General features: G+C 71.4%; 21 protein-coding genes and 1 pseudogene. 9 read left to right on the forward strand and 13 right to left on the reverse strand.

Annotated elements, in window-relative coordinates; genetic code table 11:
* Nucleotides 1–93 precede the first annotated feature (93 nt).
* Complete coding sequence (locus ACGH52_RS24575; protein ID WP_399942382.1) at nucleotides 94–1,527, forward strand: AI-2E family transporter; 1,434 nt, start codon at nucleotides 94–96, stop codon at nucleotides 1,525–1,527.
* An 81-nt stretch (nucleotides 1,528–1,608) separates the two neighbouring features.
* Here the strand turns inward: ACGH52_RS24575 and ACGH52_RS24580 are convergent, their stop codons facing one another.
* Nucleotides 1,609–2,145: an alkyl hydroperoxide reductase gene (locus tag ACGH52_RS24580; RefSeq protein WP_059300894.1), complete on the reverse strand. Its 537-nt coding sequence runs from the start codon at nucleotides 2,143–2,145 to the stop codon at nucleotides 1,609–1,611.
* Nucleotides 2,146–2,151: 6 nt separating this feature from the next.
* Nucleotides 2,152–2,706: a peroxiredoxin gene (locus ACGH52_RS24585; RefSeq protein WP_030145756.1), complete on the reverse strand. Its 555-nt coding sequence runs from the start codon at nucleotides 2,704–2,706 to the stop codon at nucleotides 2,152–2,154.
* 137 nt (nucleotides 2,707–2,843) lie between these two features.
* On the opposite strand from ACGH52_RS24585, the gene ACGH52_RS24590 reads away from it, so the two are divergent.
* Nucleotides 2,844–3,782 carry a LysR substrate-binding domain-containing protein gene (locus ACGH52_RS24590; protein WP_121701615.1) on the forward strand — a complete coding sequence of 313 codons (939 nt, stop codon included), beginning with the start codon at nucleotides 2,844–2,846 and terminating at the stop codon, nucleotides 3,780–3,782.
* Nucleotides 3,783–3,844: 62 nt separating this feature from the next.
* Here the strand turns inward: ACGH52_RS24590 and ACGH52_RS24595 are convergent, their stop codons facing one another.
* The 5 genes from ACGH52_RS24595 to ACGH52_RS24615 all read right to left on the reverse strand — a co-directional run bounded on the left by ACGH52_RS24595 (nucleotide 3,845) and on the right by ACGH52_RS24615 (nucleotide 8,779).
* Complete coding sequence (locus ACGH52_RS24595) at nucleotides 3,845–6,187, reverse strand: ABC transporter permease (RefSeq protein ID WP_399942386.1); 2,343 nt, start codon at nucleotides 6,185–6,187, stop codon at nucleotides 3,845–3,847.
* Nucleotides 6,184–6,873, reverse strand: a complete 690-nt coding sequence (locus tag ACGH52_RS24600) for an ABC transporter ATP-binding protein (protein ID WP_399942389.1) — start codon at nucleotides 6,871–6,873, stop codon at nucleotides 6,184–6,186. The genes ACGH52_RS24595 and ACGH52_RS24600 overlap by 4 nt, the downstream gene beginning before the upstream one ends.
* Complete coding sequence (locus ACGH52_RS24605; RefSeq protein WP_003973941.1) at nucleotides 6,870–7,394, reverse strand: PadR family transcriptional regulator; 525 nt, start codon at nucleotides 7,392–7,394, stop codon at nucleotides 6,870–6,872. The genes ACGH52_RS24600 and ACGH52_RS24605 overlap by 4 nt, the downstream gene beginning before the upstream one ends.
* A gap of 171 nt (nucleotides 7,395–7,565) precedes the next feature.
* Entirely contained in the window at nucleotides 7,566–7,844 is a 279-nt protein-coding gene (locus ACGH52_RS24610; protein ID WP_121701616.1) for a hypothetical protein, read from the reverse strand.
* Entirely contained in the window at nucleotides 7,841–8,779 is a 939-nt protein-coding gene (locus ACGH52_RS24615; RefSeq protein ID WP_059300889.1) for an SPFH domain-containing protein, read from the reverse strand. The genes ACGH52_RS24610 and ACGH52_RS24615 overlap by 4 nt, the downstream gene beginning before the upstream one ends.
* A 248-nt stretch (nucleotides 8,780–9,027) precedes the next feature.
* Here ACGH52_RS24615 and ACGH52_RS24620 point away from each other — a divergent pair, with 248 nt between their 5' ends.
* Nucleotides 9,028–11,352 (forward strand): transglycosylase domain-containing protein, encoded by a 2,325-nt coding sequence (locus ACGH52_RS24620; RefSeq protein WP_399942393.1) that lies wholly within the window; start codon nucleotides 9,028–9,030, stop codon nucleotides 11,350–11,352.
* A 74-nt stretch (nucleotides 11,353–11,426) separates the two neighbouring features.
* Here the strand turns inward: ACGH52_RS24620 and ACGH52_RS24625 are convergent, their stop codons facing one another.
* The 4 genes from ACGH52_RS24625 to ACGH52_RS24640 form a co-directional block, all read right to left on the reverse strand.
* Nucleotides 11,427–13,637: a SpoIIE family protein phosphatase gene (locus ACGH52_RS24625; protein WP_399942396.1), complete on the reverse strand. Its 2,211-nt coding sequence runs from the start codon at nucleotides 13,635–13,637 to the stop codon at nucleotides 11,427–11,429.
* Nucleotides 13,638–13,934: 297 nt separating this feature from the next.
* On the reverse strand, nucleotides 13,935–14,645 hold the full coding sequence (locus tag ACGH52_RS24630; protein WP_076976060.1) for a DUF402 domain-containing protein: 711 nt from the start codon (nucleotides 14,643–14,645) through the stop codon (nucleotides 13,935–13,937).
* Nucleotides 14,646–14,748: 103 nt separating this feature from the next.
* On the reverse strand, nucleotides 14,749–16,134 hold the full coding sequence (locus ACGH52_RS24635; protein ID WP_076976061.1) for an aspartate ammonia-lyase: 1,386 nt from the start codon (nucleotides 16,132–16,134) through the stop codon (nucleotides 14,749–14,751).
* A gap of 91 nt (nucleotides 16,135–16,225) precedes the next feature.
* The gene (locus tag ACGH52_RS24640) at nucleotides 16,226–17,893 is read right to left on the reverse strand and encodes a fumarate hydratase (RefSeq protein ID WP_171987371.1); all 1,668 of its coding nucleotides are present in this window, start codon (nucleotides 17,891–17,893) and stop codon (nucleotides 16,226–16,228) included.
* 189 nt (nucleotides 17,894–18,082) lie between these two features.
* On the opposite strand from ACGH52_RS24640, the gene ACGH52_RS24645 reads away from it, so the two are divergent.
* Both ACGH52_RS24645 and ACGH52_RS24650 read left to right on the forward strand, forming a co-directional pair.
* Nucleotides 18,083–18,763, forward strand: coding sequence for a DUF1707 domain-containing protein (locus ACGH52_RS24645; protein WP_076976063.1), 681 nt, complete (start codon nucleotides 18,083–18,085; stop codon nucleotides 18,761–18,763).
* Between the two features lie 106 nt (nucleotides 18,764–18,869).
* Nucleotides 18,870–19,247, forward strand: a complete 378-nt coding sequence (locus ACGH52_RS24650) for a WhiB family transcriptional regulator (protein ID WP_052840899.1) — start codon at nucleotides 18,870–18,872, stop codon at nucleotides 19,245–19,247.
* 170 nt (nucleotides 19,248–19,417) lie between these two features.
* Here the strand turns inward: ACGH52_RS24650 and glpX are convergent, their stop codons facing one another.
* Nucleotides 19,418–20,449 (reverse strand): class II fructose-bisphosphatase, encoded by a 1,032-nt coding sequence (glpX, locus tag ACGH52_RS24655; protein ID WP_076976064.1) that lies wholly within the window; start codon nucleotides 20,447–20,449, stop codon nucleotides 19,418–19,420.
* Between the two features lie 135 nt (nucleotides 20,450–20,584).
* Here glpX and ACGH52_RS24660 point away from each other — a divergent pair, with 135 nt between their 5' ends.
* Nucleotides 20,585–21,109, forward strand: a complete 525-nt coding sequence (locus tag ACGH52_RS24660) for a DUF4245 domain-containing protein (RefSeq protein WP_076976065.1) — start codon at nucleotides 20,585–20,587, stop codon at nucleotides 21,107–21,109.
* Between the two features lie 116 nt (nucleotides 21,110–21,225).
* Here the strand turns inward: ACGH52_RS24660 and ACGH52_RS24665 are convergent, their stop codons facing one another.
* Complete coding sequence (locus ACGH52_RS24665; protein ID WP_399942402.1) at nucleotides 21,226–21,816, reverse strand: malonic semialdehyde reductase; 591 nt, start codon at nucleotides 21,814–21,816, stop codon at nucleotides 21,226–21,228.
* 291 nt (nucleotides 21,817–22,107) lie between these two features.
* Here ACGH52_RS24665 and ACGH52_RS24670 point away from each other — a divergent pair.
* The 3 genes and pseudogenes from ACGH52_RS24670 to ACGH52_RS24680 all read left to right on the forward strand — a co-directional run.
* Nucleotides 22,108–22,563 (forward strand): annotated as a pseudogene (locus ACGH52_RS24670) (NAD(P)-binding domain-containing protein); the annotation flags it as partial.
* Nucleotides 22,564–22,777: 214 nt separating this feature from the next.
* Nucleotides 22,778–23,065 carry a hypothetical protein gene (locus ACGH52_RS24675; RefSeq protein ID WP_399947063.1) on the forward strand — a complete coding sequence of 96 codons (288 nt, stop codon included), beginning with the start codon at nucleotides 22,778–22,780 and terminating at the stop codon, nucleotides 23,063–23,065.
* 95 nt (nucleotides 23,066–23,160) lie between these two features.
* Nucleotides 23,161–23,379 carry a DUF4287 domain-containing protein gene (locus ACGH52_RS24680; RefSeq protein WP_076976071.1) on the forward strand — a complete coding sequence of 73 codons (219 nt, stop codon included), beginning with the start codon at nucleotides 23,161–23,163 and terminating at the stop codon, nucleotides 23,377–23,379.
* The last annotated feature ends 181 nt before the right edge of the window (nucleotides 23,380–23,560 follow it).

The raw sequence follows: 23,560 nt of genomic DNA on the forward strand, positions 1-23,560 counted from the left end.
ACGGTGAGGGGCTTTCGCGCTCCCGCCATGTACGGTCGGACCGGAATGACTCCGGGGGGAGTGGTGGGGAAAGACGGGGGAAGAGGACGGATCATGTCACGAGTGCCAGGGTGGCTCGGTCGGCTCGGCGCCGGACTGACGCAGATGAGCGAGCGGTTGGAGCAGCGCCGCGAAGAGGCTCGGCGGGACGATGCCGACGACGGCCCGGTGCCGGCCTCCGACCGTGTGCGGCGGACCCTGGACGACACGACCGAGGGCGCCGCCGACGACACGGAGGCGGAGCACACCGGGGCACACCGTCCGGTCGCGGTCGGCGACCGTCCCGACCCGGCGCAGGCCGTGCCCTGGGGAGTACGGGTGGCCGCGGAGGCCGGCTGGCGGCTGCTGGTGCTCGCGGGCACCGTGTGGGTGCTGATGCGGGTCATCAGCGCCGTGCAGCTGGTGGTGCTGGCGTTCGTGGCCGCGCTGCTGATCACCGCGCTGCTCCAGCCGGCCGTGGCCTGGCTGCGCCGGCGCGGGGTGCCACGGGGGCCGGCCACCGCGCTGACCGCGATCCTCGGATTCGTGATCATGGGGCTGATCGGCTGGTTCGTCACCTGGCAGGTGATGGAGAACATCGACAACCTCTCCGACCAGGTCCAGGACGGCATCGACGAGCTGCGCAACTGGCTGCTGAACAGCCCGTTCCACGTCACCGACAAGCAGATCAACGAGATCGCCAAGAACCTGCGGGAAGCGGTCGGCGCCAACACCGACCAGATAACGTCCGCCGGACTCGAGGGCGTCACGGTCGTCGTCGAGGCGCTCACCGGCATCCTGCTGGCCGCCTTCTCGACGCTCTTCCTGCTCTACGACGGCAAGCGCATCTGGCAGTGGTCGCTGAAGCTGGTGCCCGCGGCCGCCCGGCCGGGCGTGGCCGGGGCCGGTCCCCGCGCGTGGCGGACGCTGACCGCCTATGTGCGCGGCACGGTGATCGTCGCGCTCATCGACGCCATCTTCATCGGCCTCGGCATCTACTTCCTGGACGTGCCGATGGCCGTCCCGCTGGCCGTGTTCATCTTCCTGTTCGCCTTCATCCCGCTGGTCGGCGCGGTGGTGTCGGGCGCGCTCGCGGTCGTCGTGGCGCTGGTGACGCAGGGCGTGTTCGCGGCCGTCATGACCCTCGTCGTGGTGCTGGCGGTGCAGCAGATCGAGGGGCACATCCTCCAGCCGTTCATCCTCGGGCGGGCGGTGCGGGTCCATCCGCTGGCGGTGGTGCTGTCGGTGGCCGCCGGCGGCATGGTGGCCGGCATCGGCGGCGCCGTGGTCGCCGTGCCGCTGGTGGCGGTGACCAACACCGTCGTGGGCTATCTGCGGGCGTACTCGCGGGAGGCCGCCCTGCGGCAGACGCCCAGGCCGCACGGTGCCACCTCCTCCGACGCCGCCCCCGCGGCCGACCGGCCCCCGGGGCCGCCGAAGACCCAGGAGCCCCAGGAGCCCCAGGAGCCCCCGGCGGACGGCACGCCGTCGGACCCCTCCCCGGCGTAGCGACGCGAACGGGCCCCGCCCACCTCTCGGTGAGCGGGGCCCGTGCCGTGTGTGCCGCGTCGGGACGGACCCGGGGCGGGACTACTCGGCGGCGAGGACCGCCTCGGCGTCCAGCGTGACGCCGACGGCCTCGACCACGGCGGCGATCTTGAACGCCTCCTGGATCGTCTCGCGGTCCACACCGGCCTTGCGGAGCACCTGCTCGTGCGAGTCCAGGCACATGCCGCAGCCGTTGATGGCGGACACCGCGAAGGACCACAGCTCGAAGTCGACCTTGTCGACGCCCGGGTTGCCGATGACGTTCATCCGCAGACCGGCGCGCAGGGTGCCGTACTCGTGGTCCGACAGCAGGTGCCGGGTGCGGTAGAAGACGTTGTTCATCGCCATGACGGCGGCGGCCGACTTCGCGGCCGAGTACGCCTCCGGCGAGAGGTTCGCCTTCGCCTCCGGCTCCAGCTCGCGCAGCACGTGGGGGGAGCGCGAGGCGATGGCGGTCGCCAGCACGGTGCCCCACAGCTGCTGCGCCGGGAGGTCGGAGTTGCCGATGACCGAACCCAGGTTCAGCTTCAGGTCCTTGGCGTAGTCCGGTACGGCGGACTTCAGGGAGTCGAGGGACATGTCAGTTCACTCCCCCGACAGCAGCGCGACCGGGTCCAGGGTCTCGTCGCCCTTGCTCCAGTTGCACGGGCAGAGCTCGTCGGTCTGCAGGGCGTCGAGGACCCGCAGGACCTCCTTGGGGTTACGGCCGACGGAGCCGGCGGTGACCATCGTGAACTGGATCTCGTTGTTCTGGTCCACGATGAAGACCGCGCGCTGCGCGAAGCCGTCCTCGCCCTCGATGCCGAGGTCGCGCATCAGCTCGTGCTTCGAGTCGGCCATCATCGGGAAGGGCAGGTCGGTCAGGTCCGGGTGGTCCTTGCGCCAGGCGTGGTGCACGAACTCGGAGTCGCCGGAGAAGCCGAGGATCTGGGCGTCACGGTCGGCGAACTCGTCGTTCAGCTTGCCGAAGGCGGCGATCTCGGTCGGGCACACGAAGGTGAAGTCCTTGGGCCACGCGAAGACGACCTTCCACTGACCCTCGTAGGTCTTGTGGTTGATCTGCTGGAACTCCTTGCCCTTCTCCAGCGAGACGCAGGCGGTCAGGTCGAACTCGGGGAACTTGTCACCGACAGTGAGCACGCGCTCTCCAAAAAGTGCAGCGAAGAAACACCCGCTTTGCGAGCGTTTCCATGGGTTGGACGCTGTTGATGTTGGCACAGGGTGCATTGATTAGTGAAATAGCTACAATCGGTCGAGTTGATCGGAGGTGGCTATTAGTGTCCAGTAAGAAGAGGCAGCCCAGCCTCGCCCAGCTGCGGGCTTTCGACGCGGTCGCCGAGCACCTGCATTTCCGCGATGCCGCCGCCGCGATCGGCATGAGCCAGCCGGCGCTCTCGGGCGCCGTCTCCGCCCTGGAGGAGGCACTGGGTGTCACGCTCCTGGAGCGTACGACGCGCAAGGTGCTGCTCTCGCCGGCCGGGGAACGGCTCGCGGTGCGGGCCAAGGCGGTCCTGGCGGAGGTCGGCGCGCTCCTGGAGGAGGCGGAGGCGGTCCGGGCGCCCTTCACCGGCGCGCTGCGGCTCGGCGTCATCCCGACCGTGGCGCCGTATCTGCTGCCGACGGTGCTGCGGCTGGTGCACGACCGCTACCCCGACCTCGACCTCCAGGTCCACGAGGAGCAGACCGCGAGCCTGCTGGACGGACTCACCACCGGCCGCCTCGACCTGCTGCTGCTCGCGGTCCCCCTGGGCGTGCCCGGCGTCAGCGAACTCCCGCTCTTCGACGAGGACTTCGTCCTGGTCACACCGCTCGACCACCGGCTCGGCGGCCGGGAGGGCCTCGAACGCTCGGTGCTGCGCGAGCTGAAGCTGCTGCTGCTCGACGAGGGGCACTGCCTGCGCGACCAGGCCCTCGACATCTGCCGCGAGGCGGGCCGCGCGGGCGTCCCGGCGACGACCTCGGCCGCCGGACTGTCCACGCTGGTGCAGCTGGTGGCGGGCGGCCTCGGGGTGACGCTGCTGCCGCGCACCGCCGTCCGCGTGGAGACCTCCCGCTCCAGCCAGCTCCTCACCGCGTCCTTCACCGACCCGGCCCCCACCCGCCGCATCGCCCTCGCCATGCGCACGGGCGCGGCCCGCTCGGCGGAGTACGGGGAACTGGCGGTGGCCCTCAGGGAGGCGATGGCGGACCTGCCGGTCCGGACGGTGCACGACTGAGGGACCGGGCCACCACCCGGCAGGGCGGTCGCTCGGTCCCTCGGCCGCGGACACCGGCGGTGCTACTCCGTGCGCAGCCCCTCCGGCCGCATCAGCCGCAGCAGCGGCGGCAGGCTGCACAGCGTCACCGCGAGGACGACCGCGGCGCCGATGCCGGTCATGGACAGGACGCCGGTCCAGTCGACGCGCACCGGAGTGCTCGTCATCTTCAGCAGCACCGTGCCCAGGGTCAGGCCCACGACCATGGAGAGCAGCAGGCCGAGCACGATGGGAATCGCCGTCTGCCACAGCACCGAAAGGCTCAGCGTGCGGCGCCGGGTGCCGAAGGCGACCAGGGCCGACAGCAGCTTCTTCCGCTCGCGCAACTGCTCCAGCTGCGAGACCAGCAGACTGGCGCCGATCAGCGCCAGCACACACGCCGCGCCGACGAAGAGACCGGTGCGGATGGTGTCGAACCGGTCGGTCCGCTCCGTCTCCGCCCACGTCACGGTGTCCGCCAGCCGGTCGATGCCCGACGCGGCGTTGCGGACCCGGTCCTGCACGTCCGGCACCGACTCGTCCAGCTTGAGGTAGGCGTGCCCGTCCAGCGTCGTGGCGAGCGCGTCCGGCAGCGCCCCCGGCGTGATCAGGAAGCCGCCCCGGTCGGTCCCGGCCACCAGCCCCGGACGCGCCTTCGCCGCCTTGATGCCCTGCGGCACCGTCCAGGGGACCGCCGGGTGCTTCGGGCCGCCCTCGTAGGACGGGTCGGCGTACAGCTTCCGGCCGGGTGCGGCCAGCTTCGTCATGTCCTCCCCGGTGTCCCACTCGGCACCGTGGACGGCGAACACGTCCCCGTCCGCGCACGAGGTCAGCCGGGAGATCTCCCGCAGCGACGCGCAGTCGCCCACGGTGATCATCGTGCCGTGCTCCGGGTCGTGGGCGCGGTCGCCCAGGTAGCCCTCGGAGAAGGCGTAGACCGCCCGCACCCCCTGGGTGTCGCGGAACTTCTCGGCCGCCGGCTCCCTCTCGACCCCGCTCGACAGGGTCACCTCCATCTGGGCCCGCGACACGTCCTGCCCGGTGGACTTGGTGTAGTCGTCGTCCACACCGGCGAACAGCATCTGCAGGGCGATCGCCCCGGCCACGGCCACCGCGATGCCGTTGACCATGCGGGCCGCCGTACCGCTGCTCAGCTGGAGCCTGCGCACGGCCAGCTGCCAGGCCACGCCGCCGGATCCGAGGCGGGCGACGACACTCTCCACGATCCACGGCAGCAGCGCGGTCACGCCCACCAGGAGCAGGACGACACCACCGGTCACCAGGTACTGGTTGAAGTCGCCGTTCTCGCGGCCGTTGCCGATCATCGGGTAGAGCATCGCCAGTCCGGCCAGCGGCAGGACCAGCCGCCACCACAACCGGCGCCGGGCCGGCCGGCCCGCGCGCACCACGCCGAGCGGCTCGATGACCACCCCGCGCAGCGCGAACAGCGTCACCAGCACCGCCGCCGCCGGGACCGCCACCGCGACCAGCAGGGCCAGCAGCGGCGAGGGGTTCAGATAGCTGGGGAACACGCTGATGCGGAACACCTCGGCGCTGCCCGCGAGTTGCCGCCCGACCATGAAGAACGCGGCGCCGAACACCAGTCCGAGGACCGCGCCTGCCAGGGCCTCACCGGCCGCGATGCGCCGGGTCATGCGGCTGTCGGAGCCCACCAGGCGCAGCGCCGCGAGCCGCCGGTCCCGCCGCTCGCCGCCGAACCGCACGGCGGCGGCGATGAACACCGCGACCGGCATCAGCAGCACCACGAAGACGACCAGGACCAGCAGGAGCAGCACCGGGTCGGAGTCCTCCTCCCCGGGCTCCGGGTCGCCGAACCGGTCGATGCGCTCGACCCGGCCCTGGGAGATCTGCTCGGCGAGCCCCTCCGCGCCCCGGTAGTAGGCGAGTTCGGCCGAGCCGATCAGCCCGTCCTCCGCGATCGTGCCGACGATCCGGTCCGGCAGCCGCTCGCGCAGCAGCGCGCCGGAGTCCGAGTCCAGCAGTTCCTTCAGGGCGGGGGAGACCACCATCTCGCCCACCGCCGGGAACTTCTCCACGCCCGGCGGCAGCGGTGCCCGCGGTCCCTCGGGCTCCAGGGCCCGGCCCCGGAGGTCGTCCTCGCGGAAGTAGTCGTCGACCCGGGCGATCACGAGCGTGTCGTTCGCCTTCGGCATCGGGTCGGAGGCGAAGGTGATGTCGGAGCGCGCCGCCTCCCGCTCGTGCCGGACGTTCAGCGCGTTCGGGATCGCCGTCGTCAGCAGCAGCAGCGCCACGCCGAGCCCGACGCCGATCGCCGTCAGCACGGCCCGGGTCCAGCCCTCGCGCCCCCCGGTGAAGGCGAAGCGGACACCCAGCGTCAGGTCGGCCGCCCACTGGCGCACGTTCATACGACCCGCTCCATGTCCCTGGACTTGCCGTCCCGTACGACGATCTCGCGGTCGGAGTAGGCGGCCACCCGTGCCTCGTGCGTGACCAGCACGACCGCGGCGTTGGTGGAGCGGGCGGCGTCCGTGAGGAGTTCCATCACGCGCTCCCCGTTGAGGGAGTCCAGGGCGCCGGTCGGTTCGTCCGCGAAGAGCACGCGCGGGTTGGTGACCAGCGAGCGGGCCACCGCGACCCGCTGGCCCTGGCCGCCGGAGACCTCGCCGGGCCGCTTCTTCCGGAGGTCGTCGACCTCCAGCCGCTCCATCCAGGTCAGCGCGGCCCGCTCGGCCTCCTTGCGCGAGGTGCCGTTCAGACGCAGCGGGAGGGCGACGTTCTCGACGCAGGTCAGCTCCGGCACCAACTGGCCGAACTGGAACACGAACCCGAAGTCCGAGCGGCGCAGCGCGCTGCGCTGGGCGTCGGACATCGCCGACAGCTCGCGCCCGTTGTACGTGATCGTCCCGGAGTCGGGCGGCACGATGCCGGCGAGGCAGTGCAGCAGCGTCGACTTGCCGGACCCGGAGGGGCCCATCACGGCGACGACCTCGCCGGGGTGGATGGAGAACTCGGCGCCGTCGAGGGCGAGGGTGGGACCGTAGGCCTTGCGGAGCGCCTCGGCGGAGAGCAGGGAACCTGCGGGGGGAGTCATCGGGTTACCGCCTCACGGAGCTTGTCGAGGCGCGCGGCGGTCAGTTCCAGCCAGCGCAGGTCGGCCTCGAGATGGAAGAGGGCGTGGTCGCAGATGAGCTGGTCCGCGAGGTCGCCCTTGCGCTTGCGGTCGGTGAGGATGCGCATGCTGCGCAGGTGTTCCGAACGCTGGGTGTCGAGGATGTCGGCGGCGTCGCGGTGGGTGAGCAGCGCGAGGACGACCTTGGTGTACAGCGTCGACTGGAGGTACGGCTCGGGCTTCTCCGGCGTGGCGAGCCACCGCTGTACGTCGGTGATCCCCTCGTCGGTGATCGCGTACCGCTTGCGTTCGGGACCGCCGCCCGCCTCGATGCCGTCGACCACGACGAGGCCGTTCTTCAGCAGGCGGGACATCGTCGAGTAGACCTGGCCGTAGTGCAGCGGCCGGTCGTGACCGAACTTCTCGTCGAAGGCGCGCTTGAGGTCGTAACCGTGGCGCGGCCCGGACTCCAGGAGTCCCAGGAGGGTGTGACCGATGGACATGCCGAGCACTCTACACACGGTGTATACGCCCCATGTATACGCACGGTGCAGAGGTCGTGGCCCCGGGTTCACGTCGGTGGCCGAACCGCAGGTCGGAGGCGATTGTCACGGTTCCGCTACGACGGAGGCCGCACCTCCGCATCGCTGCGGGGGTGCGGCCGACGAAGGGGGTCAGGGTGGTGGCGCGGCCCCCGGGCCGCCGCCCCCCGGCGGGCGGCCGCGGCGCGGCAGCGGCCCGGTGTCGCCGGGCAGCCGGCCGGCCTCCGCCAGCGCCCTGCGGAGCAGGAACTCGATCTGGGCGTTGGCCGACCGCAGTTCGTCGCCCGCCCAGCGGGCCAGTGCCTCGTACACCTGCGGGTCGAGCCGCAGCAGCACCTGCTTGCGCTGCCGGGGCCGACGCTTCGGTGCCGGCTCCTCGGACGGCGCGGAGCCCTCGGACGGGGTCGTCACTGGTAGAGCGTCCCCGTGTTCAGGACCGGCTGGGCGGCACGGTCCCCGCAGAGCACGACCATCAGGTTGGACACCATCGCCGCCTTCCGCTCGTCGTCCAGCTCCACGATGTCCTGCTCGCTGATCCGGGCGAGCGCCGCCTCGACCATGCCGACCGCGCCGTCCACGATCTGCCGCCGCGCCGCGACCACCGCACCGGCCTGCTGGCGCTGGAGCATCGCCGAGGCGATCTCCGGCGCGTACGCGAGGTGCGTGAAGCGGGACTCGATGATCTGCACCCCGGCCGCCTCCACGCGCGCGTGCAGCTCGACGGCGAGCTTCTCGGTGATCTCCTCGGCGTTGCCGCGCAGCGAGAGGCCGTCCTCGTCGTGGGCGTCGTAGGGGTACTCGATGGCGATGTGCCGCACGGCCGCCTCGGTCTGGGTGGAGACGAACTCGACGTAGTCGTCCACCTCGAAGGTGGCCTGCGCGGTGTCCTCCACCCGCCACACCACGACCGCCGCCAGCTCGATGGGGTTGCCGTAGGCGTCGTTGACCTTCAGGACGGCCGTCTCGTGGTTGCGCACCCGCGTCGAGATCTTGGTGCGGGAGGTGAGGGGGTTGACCCACCGCAGGCCGTCCTGCCGGATCGTCCCCCGGTACCGCCCGAAGAGCTGCACCACGCGGGCCTCGCCCGGCGCCACCATGTTCAGCCCGCACATCGCGAGGAAGGCGGCCAGGCCGATCACGACGCCCGCGATGATCAGCACCGCCTTCCCGCCGGTGGAGGCGACCGCGGTCGCGGTGACGATCAGGCCGGCGCCGACCAGCAGCCCGACCAGCCCCAGCAGCAGCGCGAAGCCGCCGCCGATGCTGTGGGCCTGGTTCTCGCGGACCCGGGGCGTCGGCATCTCGGGCACATCGGCGGTGACCTGCGGGGCATCGTGCGTGGACATGGGTGGTCCCCCGTTCTCTCTTTGCTCACTAAGTGATATCACTTTACCCTCGGATCACAACCCTGAACCCCTCTCGTACGTCGGTTCCTGTGGAACGGGTGCTGATTCTCACGTCCGTACAAGGCCGGATCGGTTGCCGTTTGTCACATCTCCCGGTGTTAGCTTTCTGAGCTGACCTGAGCGACGAACCTGTGTGACGCGTGAGCGAGACGTGCCCACAGAAGACCGAAGCGGAGCGGATCGGACACATGGGACGAGCGGAAGAGAGAAAAGCGCGACAGCGCGGTGGACGCCGCGCGGCGCCGAAACGCCGCCGTTCTGCGGGTGCGGCCGCGGGCGCGGGCGGGAAGGGCCGGATACGGCGGCTGTTCACGTGGAAGAAGATCGTCGGCACGTTCTTCGGCCTGTGCCTGCTCGGCATGGGCGCCTTCATCGTGCTGTACATGATGATCGACATCCCCGAGGGCAACCCCGAGGCCGAGCTGCAGAGCAATGTCTACAAGTACAGCGACGGCAGCATCATGGCCCGCACCGGCGAGCGCAACCGTGAGATCGTCGACCTCGCGAAGATTCCCAAGGACGTCCAGCGGACCTTCGTCGCCGCCGAGAACAAGACGTTCTACAAGGACGCGGGCGTCGATCTGAAGGGCACCGCGCGCGGTGTGCTCAACACTCTCTCCGGCAAGGGCGCGCAGGGCGGTTCGACGATCACCCAGCAGTACGTCAAGAACTACTACCTGACCCAGGAACAGACGGTCTCGCGCAAGCTGAAGGAACTGGTCATCTCGCTGAAGCTGGACCGGGAGAAGTCCAAGGACTACATCCTCGCCGGCTACATCAACACCAGCTACTACGGCCGCGGCGCCTACGGCATCCAGGCCGCCGCCCAGGCCTACTACCGCGTCGACGCCGAGGACCTGACGGTCGAACAGGGCGCCTACCTCTCCGCGCTGCTCCAGGCGCCCAACCAGTACGACTGGGCGATCGCCAGCGAGACCGGCAAGAAGCTGGTCCAGGAGCGCTGGAACTACGTCCTGGACAACATGGTCGAGCAGAAGTGGCTGAGCGCGGGCGACCGGCAGGGCATGACGTTCCCGACACCGAAGGAGCCCAAGGCCGCCGCGGGGATGGACGGCCAGACCGGGTACCTGGTGGACGCGGCCAATGCCGCGCTCAGGAAGCAGCTCGTCGCGCAGGGCGCCGCCGAGGACATGGAGCAGGCCAAGGCCCTGGTGGACCTCGGCGGCTACACCGTCACCCTCAACATCGACCAGAAGAAGCAGGCCGCGCTGGAGAAGGCGGTCAAGGAGAAACTCACCAGCAAGCTGGACCCCGACAAGCGCAAGGTCGACGCGGACGTCCAGGCCGGTGCCGTCTCCGTCGACCCCAAGACGGGCTCCGTCGTGGCGATGTACGGCGGCGTCAACTACCTGAAGCACTACACCAACAACGCCACCCGCGACGACTACCAGCCCGCCTCCACCTTCAAGCCGGTGATCCTCGCCGCCGCCGTCGACCACGACGCCGAGACCCAGGACGGCGTGCCGATCACGGCCAGCACCCTCTACGACGGTGACAGCGAGCGCCCCGTGATGGACGGCGACCAGAAGGTCGGCTTCGCACCGCCCAACGAGGACGACCGGGACTACGGCGAGATCGACGTCCAGGAGGCGATGAACAAGTCCGTCAACTCCGTCTTCGCGCAGATGGGCATCGACGTCGGCATGAGCGAGGTCATGAAGGTCGCGGCCGACCTCGGCATGGACACCGAGGGCGAGCAGGCCGTGCCCGCGCAGACCCTGGGCAGTATGGGCGCCAGCCCGCTGGAGATGGCCGGCGTCTACGCCACCCTCGACAACCACGGCAAGAAGGTCACCCCGCAGATCGTGAAGTCGGTCGAGCACAAGGACCGCACCATCGAGATGCCCGACCCGATCGGTGAGGAGGTCATCAGCCGGGAGGCCGCCGACACGGTGACCTCCGTACTCACCGGCGTGGTCGACGACGGTACGGCCAGGACGTCGGTGCGGGAGAACCCGCTGCGCGACGGTCAGCAGGTGGCGGGCAAGACCGGTACGTCGGACAACAACAAGTCGGCCTGGTTCACCGGTTTCACCCCGGGTCTGGTCACCTCGGTCGGCCTGTTCGGCGAGGACGACAAGGCACCGCACCCGCAGGTCCCGATGTACAAGGCCGCCGGTGTCGACTACCGCGTCAACGGTGGTGGCCCCCCGGCGGAGATCTGGGCCGCGTACACCTTCGGCGTCATGGACGAGGTCACCAAGTTCCAGCTGGACACCAAGCAGGGCGCCGCCGTCAAGCCCAGCAAGTCGCCGTCCACCTCCCCGTCGCCGAGCAACTCGCCGACCCACGAGGAGACGACCGAGGCACCGCCCCCGTCCAAGGACCCGACGACCGAGGCACCCCCGTCGACCGACCCGACGACCGAGCAGCCGCCCGAGTCGCCGACGAACTCGCCGTCGAACAGCCCGTCCACCGAACCACCACCGGACGGCGGCGGCTCCACCGAGTCGGGGGAGCCCGAGTTCCCCGGCGGGGACTGGGTGCCGTAGACGGTCAGGAGTCGCGGAAACGTGTGAAGGGGCGCCCGGTGCTCACCGGGCGCCCCTTCACACGTTCACACTCCTCAGCCGCGGTTCAGCTCGAACCACACCACCTTGCCCGTGCTCAGCCGCGTCGCGCCCCAGCGCCGGGCCAGCCGGTTCACCAGGTACAGCCCGCGCCCGCCCTCGTCGGTGGCGCGTGCCTGCCGCAGCCGGGGCAGCTGCGGCACGTCGTCGCCGACCTCGCAGCGCAGCACGTCCGTGCGCAGCAGCCGCAGGGTGACCGGTTTCGACGCGTACCGCACCGCGTTGGTCACGACCTCGCTGACGAGCAGCTCCACGGAGTCCGTGAGGTCCTCCATGCCCCAGCGGGCGAGCGCGCGCCGGGCCAGTCGGCGGGCCTTTCCGGGCGCCGCGTCCTCCGGCTCCAGGAACCAGTACGCCACGTCGCTGGGCGCGATGCCGTCGAAGCGGGCGGCGAGCAGCGCGATGTCGTCGTCACGGTCGCCCGGGCCGAGCATGTCGAGCACCTCGTCGCACAGGGCTTCCAGGGGCGGCGGATGGTCGGGACCGGTGAGCTGCGCGGTCGCCGCCAGCCGCTCCCGCAGCTGCTCTATGCCGGTCCACACGTCCCGCAGCCGGGACTCGACCAGCCCGTCCGTGTACAGGAGCAGCGTCGCACCGGCCGGGGCGTCCAGCTCCACGGCCTCGAAGTCAACGCCGCCCACCCCGATCGGGGCGCCGGCCGGCACCCGCAGCACCTCGGCGTGGCCGCCCAGGTGCAGCAGCACCGGCGGCGGATGGCCGGCGTTGGCGACGGTGATGCGGTGCGAGACCGGGTCGTACACCGCGTACAGGCAGGTCGCCATGCGGTCGGTGCCCAGGCGCTGGGCCTGCTCGTCCAGGTGGTGCAGCACCTCCTGCGGCGGCAGGTCGAGCCCGGCCAGGGTCTGCGCCGTGGTCCGCAGCTGGCCCATGATGGCCGCCGACGTCATGGAGTGGCCCATGACGTCCCCGACGACCAGCGCGACCCGGCTGCCGGGCAGCGGGATGGCGTCGTACCAGTCGCCACCGACCCGCGCGGTCTCGGCGGCCGGGAGGTAGCGGGAGGCCAGCCGCACGCCGGTGCAGCGGGGCAGGTTCTCCGGGAGCATCGTGCGCTGCAACTCGTCGGCGATGTACGCCTCGCGCCCGTACAGCACCGCCTTGTCGATGCCGAGGGCGCTGTGCGTGGCGAGTTGGGCGGCCACCAGCAGGTCGTCGGCCTCGAAGGAGACGCGCTCGGGGCCGCGCAGGAACAGCGCGGCGCCGATCACCCGGCGTCGGCCGCGCAGCGGCGCGAGGATCGCCCTGCGGCCGTCGGGCAGGGCGAAGTCGCGCTCCTCGCCCAGCAGTTCCGGCAGCGCGGCGCGGGCCGCGGGCGTGTCCGTGAACACCGGGCGCACCCCGCGCAGCACCTCGGCCAGCGCGCTGCCCGGCCGCACCTCGCACAGCTCGGCGCCGACCGTCTCCAGCTCGGAGGGCTCCGGCGGGGCCGCGGGGGTGAAGCCGCCCTCGGTGTCCCGCTCGGCCGGTATGCGGTCGGTGCGCCGCAGCCGCAGGACCAGGGGGCCGGTGGGCCGCTCGTCGCCGACCGGCAGCGGCTCGCGCAGATAGACCAGGATGGCGTCCGCGAACGTGGGCACGGTGGCCCGGCACAGCCCCATCACGATCTCGTCGAGGTCCATGCCCCGGGCGATCCGCCGGGTCGCGGCACCCACGAACCGCAGCCGGTCCCCGTCCCGCCGCATCGGCGTGGGCCGGCCGGGCGCGGTGGGCTGTCCGATACGCCGGTCGGGCTCCGGTGGTGCGCCACGGCGGCCCGGGCCCGCGGCGCCGGCCGCCGTCCCCGGGCCCGGCTGCACCAGACCGGTCTCCCCGCCGTCCGCGGATCTGCCGTCGGCGGGCATCCCGTCCGTGGAGACGCCGCCCGGGGTGACGCCCGCGGAGGGCGTGTCACCCGTCGGCGCACCGCCCGGCTGCCCGCCGTCCGGCTGGGCCGGGACGCCCTCGGACGCGGGCCGCGGGCGGTGTGCGTCGGGCTCGGCGGCCTGCTCGGCGCCCGGCTGGGAGTGTTCGAAGGCCCCCGCGGCGTCCTCGCCCGCGGCGGGCGGCGTCTGACCGGCGCGCCCCTGGGCCGGTAACGCGGGCCCGGAGGCGCGCGGCGGCACGGGGTCAGGCAGGAGCGCCCCGCGGGGATCCGTGGGGTCGGCGCCCGTCGAGGGGCGGTCGAAGGAGGTCGGGTGCTCCGTCACGCGTGTCGAATCCATCCGTCCGGGACTGCGCGCGGCGCGTGCAGTTCGTCCCGCAGAAATCCCGATACCCGCAATCCGTGCCCAAGGAACGGGGTTCCCGCGTGGTCAGAGGCTGTTCCTGTGTCACCGGCGGACCTTCCGCGGTCCGTCTGCGTGTTGCCCTCGTACCCCTCGCTCACGTCCTGCCGCCCCTCGGTGACGATCGGTCAAGCACAGCGCACGCTCCGCCGGTTGCCGCTGCCGCGCTCATTGCGGAGGACGATCCTACGTTTGTTGCCGGGGGGCACATCAAGGGTCTCATGAGGAGACGTGCGCGGGCGTGCGATCCCAGTCGCCCGGCAGGGACGGTACCGGCCACGCCGGATCGGGCCGCCAGTGCTCCCAGCCGTCGGCGAACGGCGACCCCCAGGCCCGGATCTCCGCGACCGCGGCCCGCCCCGCCCGGCGCACCCGCCCGGCCAGCGCCGGGTCCACCAGCCGGTCCCGCTGGGCCTGCGCGAACTCGTCCTCGTCCCGCCAGTACCAGGTGCGGTCCGGGTGGACGGAGATGTCCAGGAAGTGGTCCTCCGAGTCGACCCCGCCCTCCCAGCGGGTGAGCGGCTCCTCCAGGTTCACGTACCAGTTCTTGAACCGCCAGCCCGGGTCCCAGAACAGCCACACCGACCAGGCCGCGCCGGGTCTCGCCAGCTTCAGCACCCCCGTGCCGAACCACCGGTCGCGCTGTACGGTGCGCGGCTTGGTGTAGCGCGTGGCCAGCGGTTCCAGGTGCACGGGCGTGCCGTCGGCGAGGACCGGCTTCACGCACTCGGTGCCGGGCGCCAGCCACACGGCGAGCAGTTCGGCGTCGTCCCGTACGACGGTGACGGGGCGCGCGATGTGCGGGTGCGGTCCGCCGTTCTCCCGGTACCGCCACAGGATCTGACTGCCGGGAGCCCAGGGGGCCGCCGGGCCCGCCGGACCGTCAGCTCCCGGCCCCGCCGCCGCGCTCACCGCTTCTCCGTCTGCCATGGAGAGATATTAGGTGCCCTGGCCAAGCGACGCCCCGAAGATCGCGCGAGCGTGCGCCGGCGCACGCCCCCCGGACCGCCGCCGGCCCGCGCCGGGGGCTTCCTCACGGACGGGTCATCCGCAGCACGTCCAGCGCCTCGTCCAGCTGTTCGTGCGTCAGGTCGCCGCGTTCGACGTAGCCGCCCTCCAGCACGACCTGACGGATCGTCTTGCGCTCGGCCAGCGCCTTCTTGGCCACCTTGGCGGCCTCCTCGTACCCGATGTACTTGTTGAGCGGCGTGACCACGGACGGCGACGACTCGGCGTACTCGCGGGCCCGCTCGGCGTGGGCGACGATCCCGTCCACGGTCCGGTCGGCGAGCAGCCGGGAGACGTTGGCGAGCAGCCGCACCGACTCCAGTACGTTCTTGGCGATGACCGGCAGCATCACGTTCAGCTCGAAGTTGCCGGCCGCCCCGGCCGCGGCGACCGTCGCGTCGTTGCCGGTGACCTGGGCGGCGACCATCAGGACCGCCTCCGGGATCACCGGGTTGACCTTGCCGGGCATGATGGACGAGCCGGGCTGGAGGTCGGGCAGGGAGATCTCCGCGAGCCCGGTGCGCGGCCCGGACGCCATCCACCGCAGGTCGTTGGCGATCTTCGTCAGCCCGACGCCGATGGTCCGCAGCTGCCCGCTCGTCTCGACGATGCCGTCCCGGGCGCCCTGCGCCTCGAAGTGGTCCCGCGCCTCGGTCAGCGGCAGCCCGGTCGCGCGGGCCACCTCCTCGATGACGGCGGCGGAGAAGCCGGGCGGGGTGTTGATGCCGGTGCCGACGGCGGTGCCGCCCAGCGGCAGCTCGGCGAGGCGGGGGAGGGACGCGTTCAGCCGCTCGATGCCGTACCGCACCTGCGCCGCGTACCCGCCGAACTCCTGGCCCAGGGTGACGGGCGTGGCGTCCATGAGGTGCGTACGCCCGGACTTCACCACGTCGGCGAACTCCGCCGCCTTGCGCTCCAGGGCGGCGGCGAGGTGGTCGAGGGCCGGGATCAGGTCGCGGGTGACGGCGGCGGTCGCGGCGATGTGGATCGAGGACGGGAAGACGTCGTTGGACGACTGGGAGGCGTTGACGTGGTCGTTGGGGTGCACGTCGCGGCCGAGGCGCTCGGTGGCCAGGGTCGCGAGGACCTCGTTGGTGTTCATGTTGGACGAGGTCCCGGACCCGGTCTGGAACACGTCGACGGGGAAGTGCTCGTCCCACTTCCCCTCGGCGACCTCGCCGGCCGCCTCCCGGATCGCGGCGGCGACGTCCGCGTCGAGCACCCCCAGGTCGGCGTTGACCTTGGCCGCCGCGCCCTTGATCCGCGCGAGCGCCTCGATGTGCGCGCGCTCGATGCGCTGCCCGGAGACGGGGAAGTTCTCCACCGCCCGCTGGGTCTGGGCCCGCCACTTGGCGTGGGCGGGCACGCGGACCTCGCCCATGGAGTCGTGCTCGATGCGGTAGTCACTCATACCCGGTACAGCGTGCGGGGCGGTGCGGATGTTCCGGAGGAGGGCTGGATTCGCTCCCCCGGACCCCGCTCCCGAACGCCGGAGGGACGGGCTACGCCAGCCCCGGCCCCCGCACCGGAATCGTCGTGAACGTCGGCGCGGGCGCCGGGTCCTGGAAGAAGTCGTTGCCCTTGTCGTCCACCACGATGAACGCCGGGAAGTCCTCGACCTCGATCTTCCAGACCGCCTCCATGCCCAGCTCCTCGTACTCGACGACCTCCACCTTCTTGATGCAGTCCTGCGCGAGCCGGGCCGCGGGGCCGCCGATGGAGCCCAGGTAGAAGCCGCCGTGCGTGTCGCACGCGTCGGTGACCTGCTTGCTCCGGTTGCCCTTGGCCAGCATCACCTTGGAGCCGCCCGCCGCCTGGAACTGCTCCACGTAGGAGTCCATGCGCCCGGCGGTCGTCGGCCCGAAGGACCCCGACGCGTACCCCTCGGGCGTCTTCGCCGGACCGGCGTAGTACACCGGGTGGTCCTTGAGGTACTGCGGCATCTCCTCGCCCGCGTCCAGCCGCTCCTTGATCTTGGCGTGCGCGATGTCGCGGGCCACCACCAGCGGGCCGGTCAGCGACAGCCGGGTCTTGACCGGGTGCTTGGTCAGCTCGGCGAGGATGTCGTCCATGGGCCGGTTGAGGTCGACCTCGACGACGTCTCCGGCCTCGTCCAGGTGCTCGTCCGTGGTCTCCGGCAGGAACCGCGCCGGGTCGGTCTCCAGCTGCTCCAGGAAGACGCCCTCGGCGGTGATCTTCGCGACGGCCTGCCGGTCGGCCGAGCAGGACACCGCGATGGCGACCGGGCAGGACGCCCCGTGCCGGGGCAGCCGCACCACGCGCACGTCGTGGCAGAAGTACTTGCCGCCGAACTGCGCGCCGATGCCGATCTTCTGGGTCAGCTCGAAGACCTTCTCCTCCAGCTCCTTGTCCCGGAAGCCGTGCCCCAGCTCCGAGCCCTCGGCCGGGATCTCGTCCAGGTAGTGCGCGGAGGCGTACTTCGCGGTCTTCAGCGCGTACTCGGCCGAGGTGCCGCCGACGACGATCGCCAGGTGGTACGGCGGGCAGGCGGCCGTGCCGAGCGAGCGGATCTTCTCCTCCAGGAACTTCATCATGGAGGACTCGTTCAGGACGGCCTTCGTCTCCTGGTAGAGGAACGACTTGTTGGCCGAACCGCCGCCCTTCGCCATGAAGAGGAACTTGTAGGCGCCGCCGTCGGTCGCGTACAGCTCGATCTGCGCCGGGAGGTTGGAGCCGGTGTTCTTCTCCTCCCACATGGTGAGCGGAGCCATCTGCGAGTAGCGCAGGTTGAGGTTCTTGTACGCGTCGTAGATGCCGCGGCTCAGGGCCTCCTCGTCGCCGCCCGCCGTGAGCACGTTCTGCCCGCGCTTGCCCATGACGATCGCCGTGCCGGTGTCCTGGCACATGGGCAGGACACCCGCCGCCGCGATGTTCGCGTTCTTCAGCAGGTCCAGCGCCACGAACTTGTCGTTGCCCGACGCCTCGGGGTCGTCGATGATGCGGCGCAGCTGCGCGAGGTGGGCCGGGCGCAGGTAGTGCTGGATGTCGTGGATGGCCTCTTCCGCCAGCTTGCGCAGCGCCTCGGGCTCCACCTTGAGGAAGGTCCGCCCGTCGGCCTCGAAGGTGGAGACGCCCTCGGCGGTCACCAGCCGGTACGGAGTGGTGTCCTCGCCCTGGGGGAGCAGATCGGTGTACGCGAACTCAGGCATCTCGCCCATTCCTCACTCGACATCACGCGCGGCTGGATTCCTCAGCAACGACGGCTGGCCTCCATTGGCAGCGCCAACCAGCGTAAAACCTGTCCCGTGGCGCGAGCGGGTGAGGTAAGGCTCAGTCGGCCGCGACAAGGTTGTCCACAGGGCTAGTCGCGATCTATCGCGTTTCGGTACGCTACTGCCGTGGACCTTCAGAAGCACGCCCCAGCCGCACCGCGCACCTCCGAGCTGCGCGCCTCGGACGCCGACCGCGACCGCGTCGCCGACATGCTGCGCGAAGCCCTCGCCGAGGGACGGCTCACCGCCGACGAGCACGCCGAGCGCGTCGAAGGCGTGCTGGCCGCCAAGACCGTCGGCGAGCTGGACGTCTTCGTCCGGGACCTGCCCGCCGCCCACCGCACCCGGGACACCTCCGCCCCGGCCCCCAACCGCCCCACCGTCGGCGCCATCCCGGCCGAGCCCGACGAGAACGTGGTGGCGGTCTTCAGCAGCGCCGTCCGCAAGGGCCGCTGGCGGGCGAACCGCCGCATCCACGCCTACGCCGTGTTCGGCAGCGTCGAGATCGACCTCAGCGAGGCGGTCTTCGAGTACCAGCAGGTCGTCATCAAGGCGTTCTCCGTCTTCGGCAGCGTCGAGGTGCGCGTCCCGGAGAACGTGTCGGTGCGGGGCGCGGGCGGCAGCGTGCTCGGCAGTTTCGAGGTCCACACCCTCGACTCCAGCGAGGCCGAGGCCCCCGTCATCTACGTGGACGGCTGGGCCGTGCTGGGCAGCGTCGAGGCCCGCCCCAAGCGCGGCAAGGTCGTCGCGGACATCCTCGACCGGGTGCACCGGCGGGTGGAGAAGGGTGTGCGCAAGCACCTGTAGCGGCGGCACCGGCAGCGGTGGGGTACCCAGTGCATAGGCGCGCGTACAGCGGGTAAGCCTTGACCCATCGTCTCTCGCTCGCGAAGCCGTCGTCAGGAGTAGACCCGTGCTGCAACCGCCGCATTCGTCCCTGCAGGTAGCTGCCGTTCCGGCCCAGCGGGTGCCCGTGCGGGACAGGGACCAAGACGCTCCCTGGCACACCGAGGCGGTGTGCCGGCGCGACGAGGCCGGACTGTTCTTCGCCCCCTCCAAGGAACCGACCGCCGCCCGCCTCTCCCGCGAAGAGGCCGCCAAGCGCGTCTGCGCGCGCTGCCCGGTCATGGTGGAGTGCCGCGAGCACGCCCTCCTGCAACCCGAGCCCTACGGCGTCTGGGGCGGCCTCACCGCCGCCGAACGCCGCGTGGTCCTGGCCCGGCGCCGCCGCCGCGACGTAGAACTCAAGAAGGCCGCCCGCACCACGGGCCGCATAGCCGCGGCCGGCTAAAACCCCAGAAACCCCAAAGGGCACCCTCTCCACACAGAGGGTGCCCTTTCAACGCCGGGCACCGCAGCCACCCAGGGGCGCGGGGAACTGCGCGACCAGCCACGACGGCGCCGCAGCCGCCACACGACAGGCATCCCCACCCCAGTGGGCCCCCGCGAAACCGACGGAGTCTACTTCGCCCGGTCGAAATTCACCGCGCTGTACGCCCGCAGCTTGCTCAGCCGATGCTCGGAGTCGATCCGCCGCACCGTCCCCGACTTCGACCGCATCACGATCGAGTCGGTCGTCGCCGTCTCCGACCGGTACCGCACCCCCCGCAGCAGCTCCCCGTCGGTGATGCCGGTCGCCACGAAGAAGACGTTGTCCCCGGAGACCAGGTCGTCCGTGGTCAGCACCCGGTCCAGGTCGTGCCCCGCGTCGACGGCCCGCTGCCGCTCCTCGTCGTCCTTGGGCCACAGCTTGCCCTGGATGGTGCCACCCAGGCACTTCACGGCGCAGGCCGAGATGATGCCCTCCGGCGTGCCGCCGATGCCGAGCAGCAGGTCGATGCCCGTGCCCTCGCGCAGCGCCAGGATGGAGCCGGCCACATCGCCGTCGGAGATCAGCTTGATCCGGGCGCCGGTCTCCCGGACCTCCTTGATGAGGCCCTGGTGCCGCGGCCGGTCGAGGATGACGACGGTCACGTCCTCCGGAGTGCGCCGCTTGGCCTTGGCGATCCGGCGGATGTTCACGGCGACGGGCGCGTTGATGTCGACGAAGTCGGCGGCCTCGGGCCCCGTGACCAGCTTGTCCATGTAGAAGACCGCGGACGGGTCGAACATGGAACCGCGCTCGGCGGCGGCCAGCACCGCGATCGCGTTGGTCATGCCGTTGGCGGTCAGCGTCGTGCCGTCGATCGGGTCGACGGCGATGTCGACCTCGGCCCCGGTCCCGTCGCCGACCCGCTCCCCGTTGAAGAGCATCGGGGCCTCGTCCTTCTCGCCCTCGCCGATGACGACGACGCCGTTCATCGAGACGGTGTGGACGAGGGTCCGCATGGCGCGCACCGCGGCACCGTCGGCGCCGTTCTTGTCACCGCGCCCGACCCAGCGGCCGGCGGCCATCGCCGCGGCTTCGGTGACCCGCACCAGCTCCATGGCGAGGTTGCGGTCGGGGGCCTCTGAGGGGACGTCCAGCTCGGACGGGAGATGATGCTCGGTCATCGGAACGCACCTTTCTGATACGACGACGGCCGGATGAGGGTGTGGCCAAGACTCTATCGTCAGTCCGACAAAATGAGCAGGGGACCCCACGTATGAGCGGATCAGGCACCTGCGACGATAGGGGGCGTGGCAGGTATGAAAGGCAAGCAGAAGTCGGCCCGGGACATGATCCTCTCCCTCGGGGTCATCGTGTTGGCCGCGGGCGTGATCTGGATGTTCATTCCGCACGACGACAGCGAACCGGACGTCAAGCGGGTCGACTACCGGGTCGAGCTGCTGACCGCGCAGCGCGCCGCGTCCTACCCGGTGGCCGCGCCCGAGGGACTGTCCGAGGAGTGGAAGCCGACCTCCGTCCGCTTCCGCGGTGACGACTCCGACGCCTGGCACCTGGGCTTCAGCGCCCCCGACGGCGAGTACGTGGCGATCGAGCAGTCCACGAAGAAGGCGTCCACCTTCATCCACGACGCCAGTCAGGGCGCGCAGGCGACCGAGCGAACCGAGGAGATCGGCGGCCGGACCTGGACGCGGTACACGGGCGGCCGGTACGACGCGCTGGTCCTGCACGGCGCCGACGACATGAAGGGCGCGACGACGGTGGTGGCCGGCACCGGGTCGTTCGAGCAGCTCGGCAAGATGGCGGCGGCACTGAAGCTGACCTGACCTGACCTGACCTGACCTGACCGGGCAGCGCGGCCCGGCTCGGCTCGGCCCACGAGACATGACGAAGCCCCCGGCGAGGTGCCGGGGGCTTCGTCGCGCGTGCCGTGCCGCGTGGCTCAGACCGTGGTGACGACCTGGTCGTAGGCCAGGCGCGGGGAGCGCGGGAACCAGGCGTCCGGGCCCGGACGGCCGATGTTGACGACCATCAGCGGGGTGTGGTCGTCGTCCAGGAACTCCTTGCGCACGCCCTCGAAGTCGAACCCGGTCATCGGTCCGGCGGCCAGCCCGGCGGCGCGGACGCCGACGATGAAGTAGGCGGCCTGGAGGGCGGCGTTCAGGGTGGCCGCGCCCTCGCGGACCGGACGCTCGCTGAAGAAGGCGTCCTTGGCCTGCGGGAAGTGCGGGAAGAGCGCCGGCAGCTCCTCGTGGAACTCGTTGTCCGCGGACAGGATCGCGACCAGCGGGGCGGCGGCCGTCTTGGGCCGGTTGCCCTCCGCCATGTGCGCGACCAGGCGCTCGCGGGCCTCGGGGGAGCGGACCAGCGTGACGCGCAGCGGCGACTGGTTGAAGGCGGTCGGGCCGTACTTGACCAGGTCGTAGATCGCCTGCACCTGCTCGTCGGTCACCGGCTCGTCGGTGAAGGTGTTCGCGGTGCGGGCCTCGCGGAACAGCAGGTCCTGGGCGGCGGGGTCAAGAACGAGAGGCATGCGTGATCTTTCTCCGGGGGTGCGTCGGCTCCGCGCGGCGTGGGGACCGGGGAGCCCTTTTGACGCGGGCGACACTACGCCAAAGAAGTTCAAGCTTCAACAAAAAGGGGACCGTGGTGATCCGCTTCACACGCCCGCCTGGGTGAAGGAGCCCTGGCGTTTCCGGCGGCCTGTGTGTCGAGAAAACGAGGTTTCCGGGCGGTGCTCCTATATGACGATGTGAAATTCAAGCCAGACCACTCACACCTTGATGCATCCGGACCGATCGTCGCGGTCGTCGGACTCGGCTATGTGGGACTCCCCACCGCACTCGCCCTCTCCGACGCGGGCGCCACCGTTGTCGGCATCGACAGCAGCCCGGACCGGCTGCGGGACATCGCGCGCGGAGCCGTGGACCTGCTCCCGCTGCACCACGCGCAGCTCGCCTGCGCGACGGCCGGCGAACGCTTCCGGCTCACCCCGGACGCCACGGCGGTGCGCGACGCCGACGCCGTCGTCATCTGTGTGCCCACCCCCGTCGACGCCCGGCGCGAGCCCGACCTCACCGCGCTCTCCTCCGCCTGCGCCTCGGTGGTGGAGCACGCCGTGTCCGGCCAGCTGATCGTGCTCACCTCCACCAGCTATGTCGGCACCACCCGCGACCTGCTGGTCGAACCGCTGCGGGCCCGCGGGCTCACCGTCGACGAGGACGTGTACGTCGCCTTCGCCCCCGAACGGATCGACCCCGGCAACGAACGCCACACCCCCGAACGCACCCCGCGCCTGGTCGGCGGCGCCGGACCGCGCAGCAGCCGCGCCGCCGCGACAGCCCTCCCGCGGGCGGCACCAACTACGTGTCGGCCGACTACCGCCCCTCGCCACGGCCGACTGGGCCGACTACCGCCTGCGCGCCACCGTCGAGGGCCTGCGCGGTACCTCGAACAGCGTCGGCATCACCGTACGGGCGGGCAGCGAGCACCCGGTGGCGCTCTCCGTCGGCCGCAACACGGCGAGCCTCACCACGAGCGGCCCGGGGACGAACGGCGCCGACGAGCGGCGGACCTGCCGGCTCGACTCCGCCGCCACGCACCGGATCACCGTCTCCGTGACCCCCCGGCAGGTGCGGGTGAGCGTCGACGGCGACCCCTGTACGACGGTCCGCGCGGGCCGGTGGCGGGCGGCGGAGGGGTACGGCGGCTTCTCGCTCAGCGTGCGCGACGAAGGGCCGGAGCGGCAGTGGCCCCGGTTCACCTCACTGAAGGTGGAGTGACACGCGTCACAGCTGGCCGACGATCACTTCCGGCACCGGCCGTGGTCTACAGGGCGCATCACCACTCGTACCTCATACGCAGGGAGCGCATCGACATGACCGCCGCCGTGAAGGGCCCGGCCTCGTACTTCCCGTCCATCGAGAAGAAGTACGGCCGCCCGGTCGCGGAGTGGAAGGACCTCATCCGCTCCTCTCCGCTCACGAAGCACATGGAGCTGGTCGCCTGGCTCAAGACCGAGCACGGCCTGGGCCACGGGCACGCCAACGCGCTCGTCGCGCACACCCTGGCCGAGGGAGCCGGTAAGGAGGGGTAGACGCGCTGCGGTGCGTCCAGTGGGCGATGACGGCCAGAGGTCGATGACGACCTTGCCCCGCACGTGCCGACCGGCCTGAAGCTCGCCCGCGCCGCGAATCCGCTCGACCGGGAAGCTCGCCGCGACGGGCACTCGCGGCCGGCCCCGCCGCGACCAGGCGGGCGATCTCCTCCAGGGCGCC

The sequence above is a fragment of the Streptomyces sp. BBFR25 genome (genome assembly GCF_044590125.1).
Taxonomy (GTDB): Bacteria; Actinomycetota; Actinomycetes; order Streptomycetales; family Streptomycetaceae; genus Streptomyces; species Streptomyces canus_D.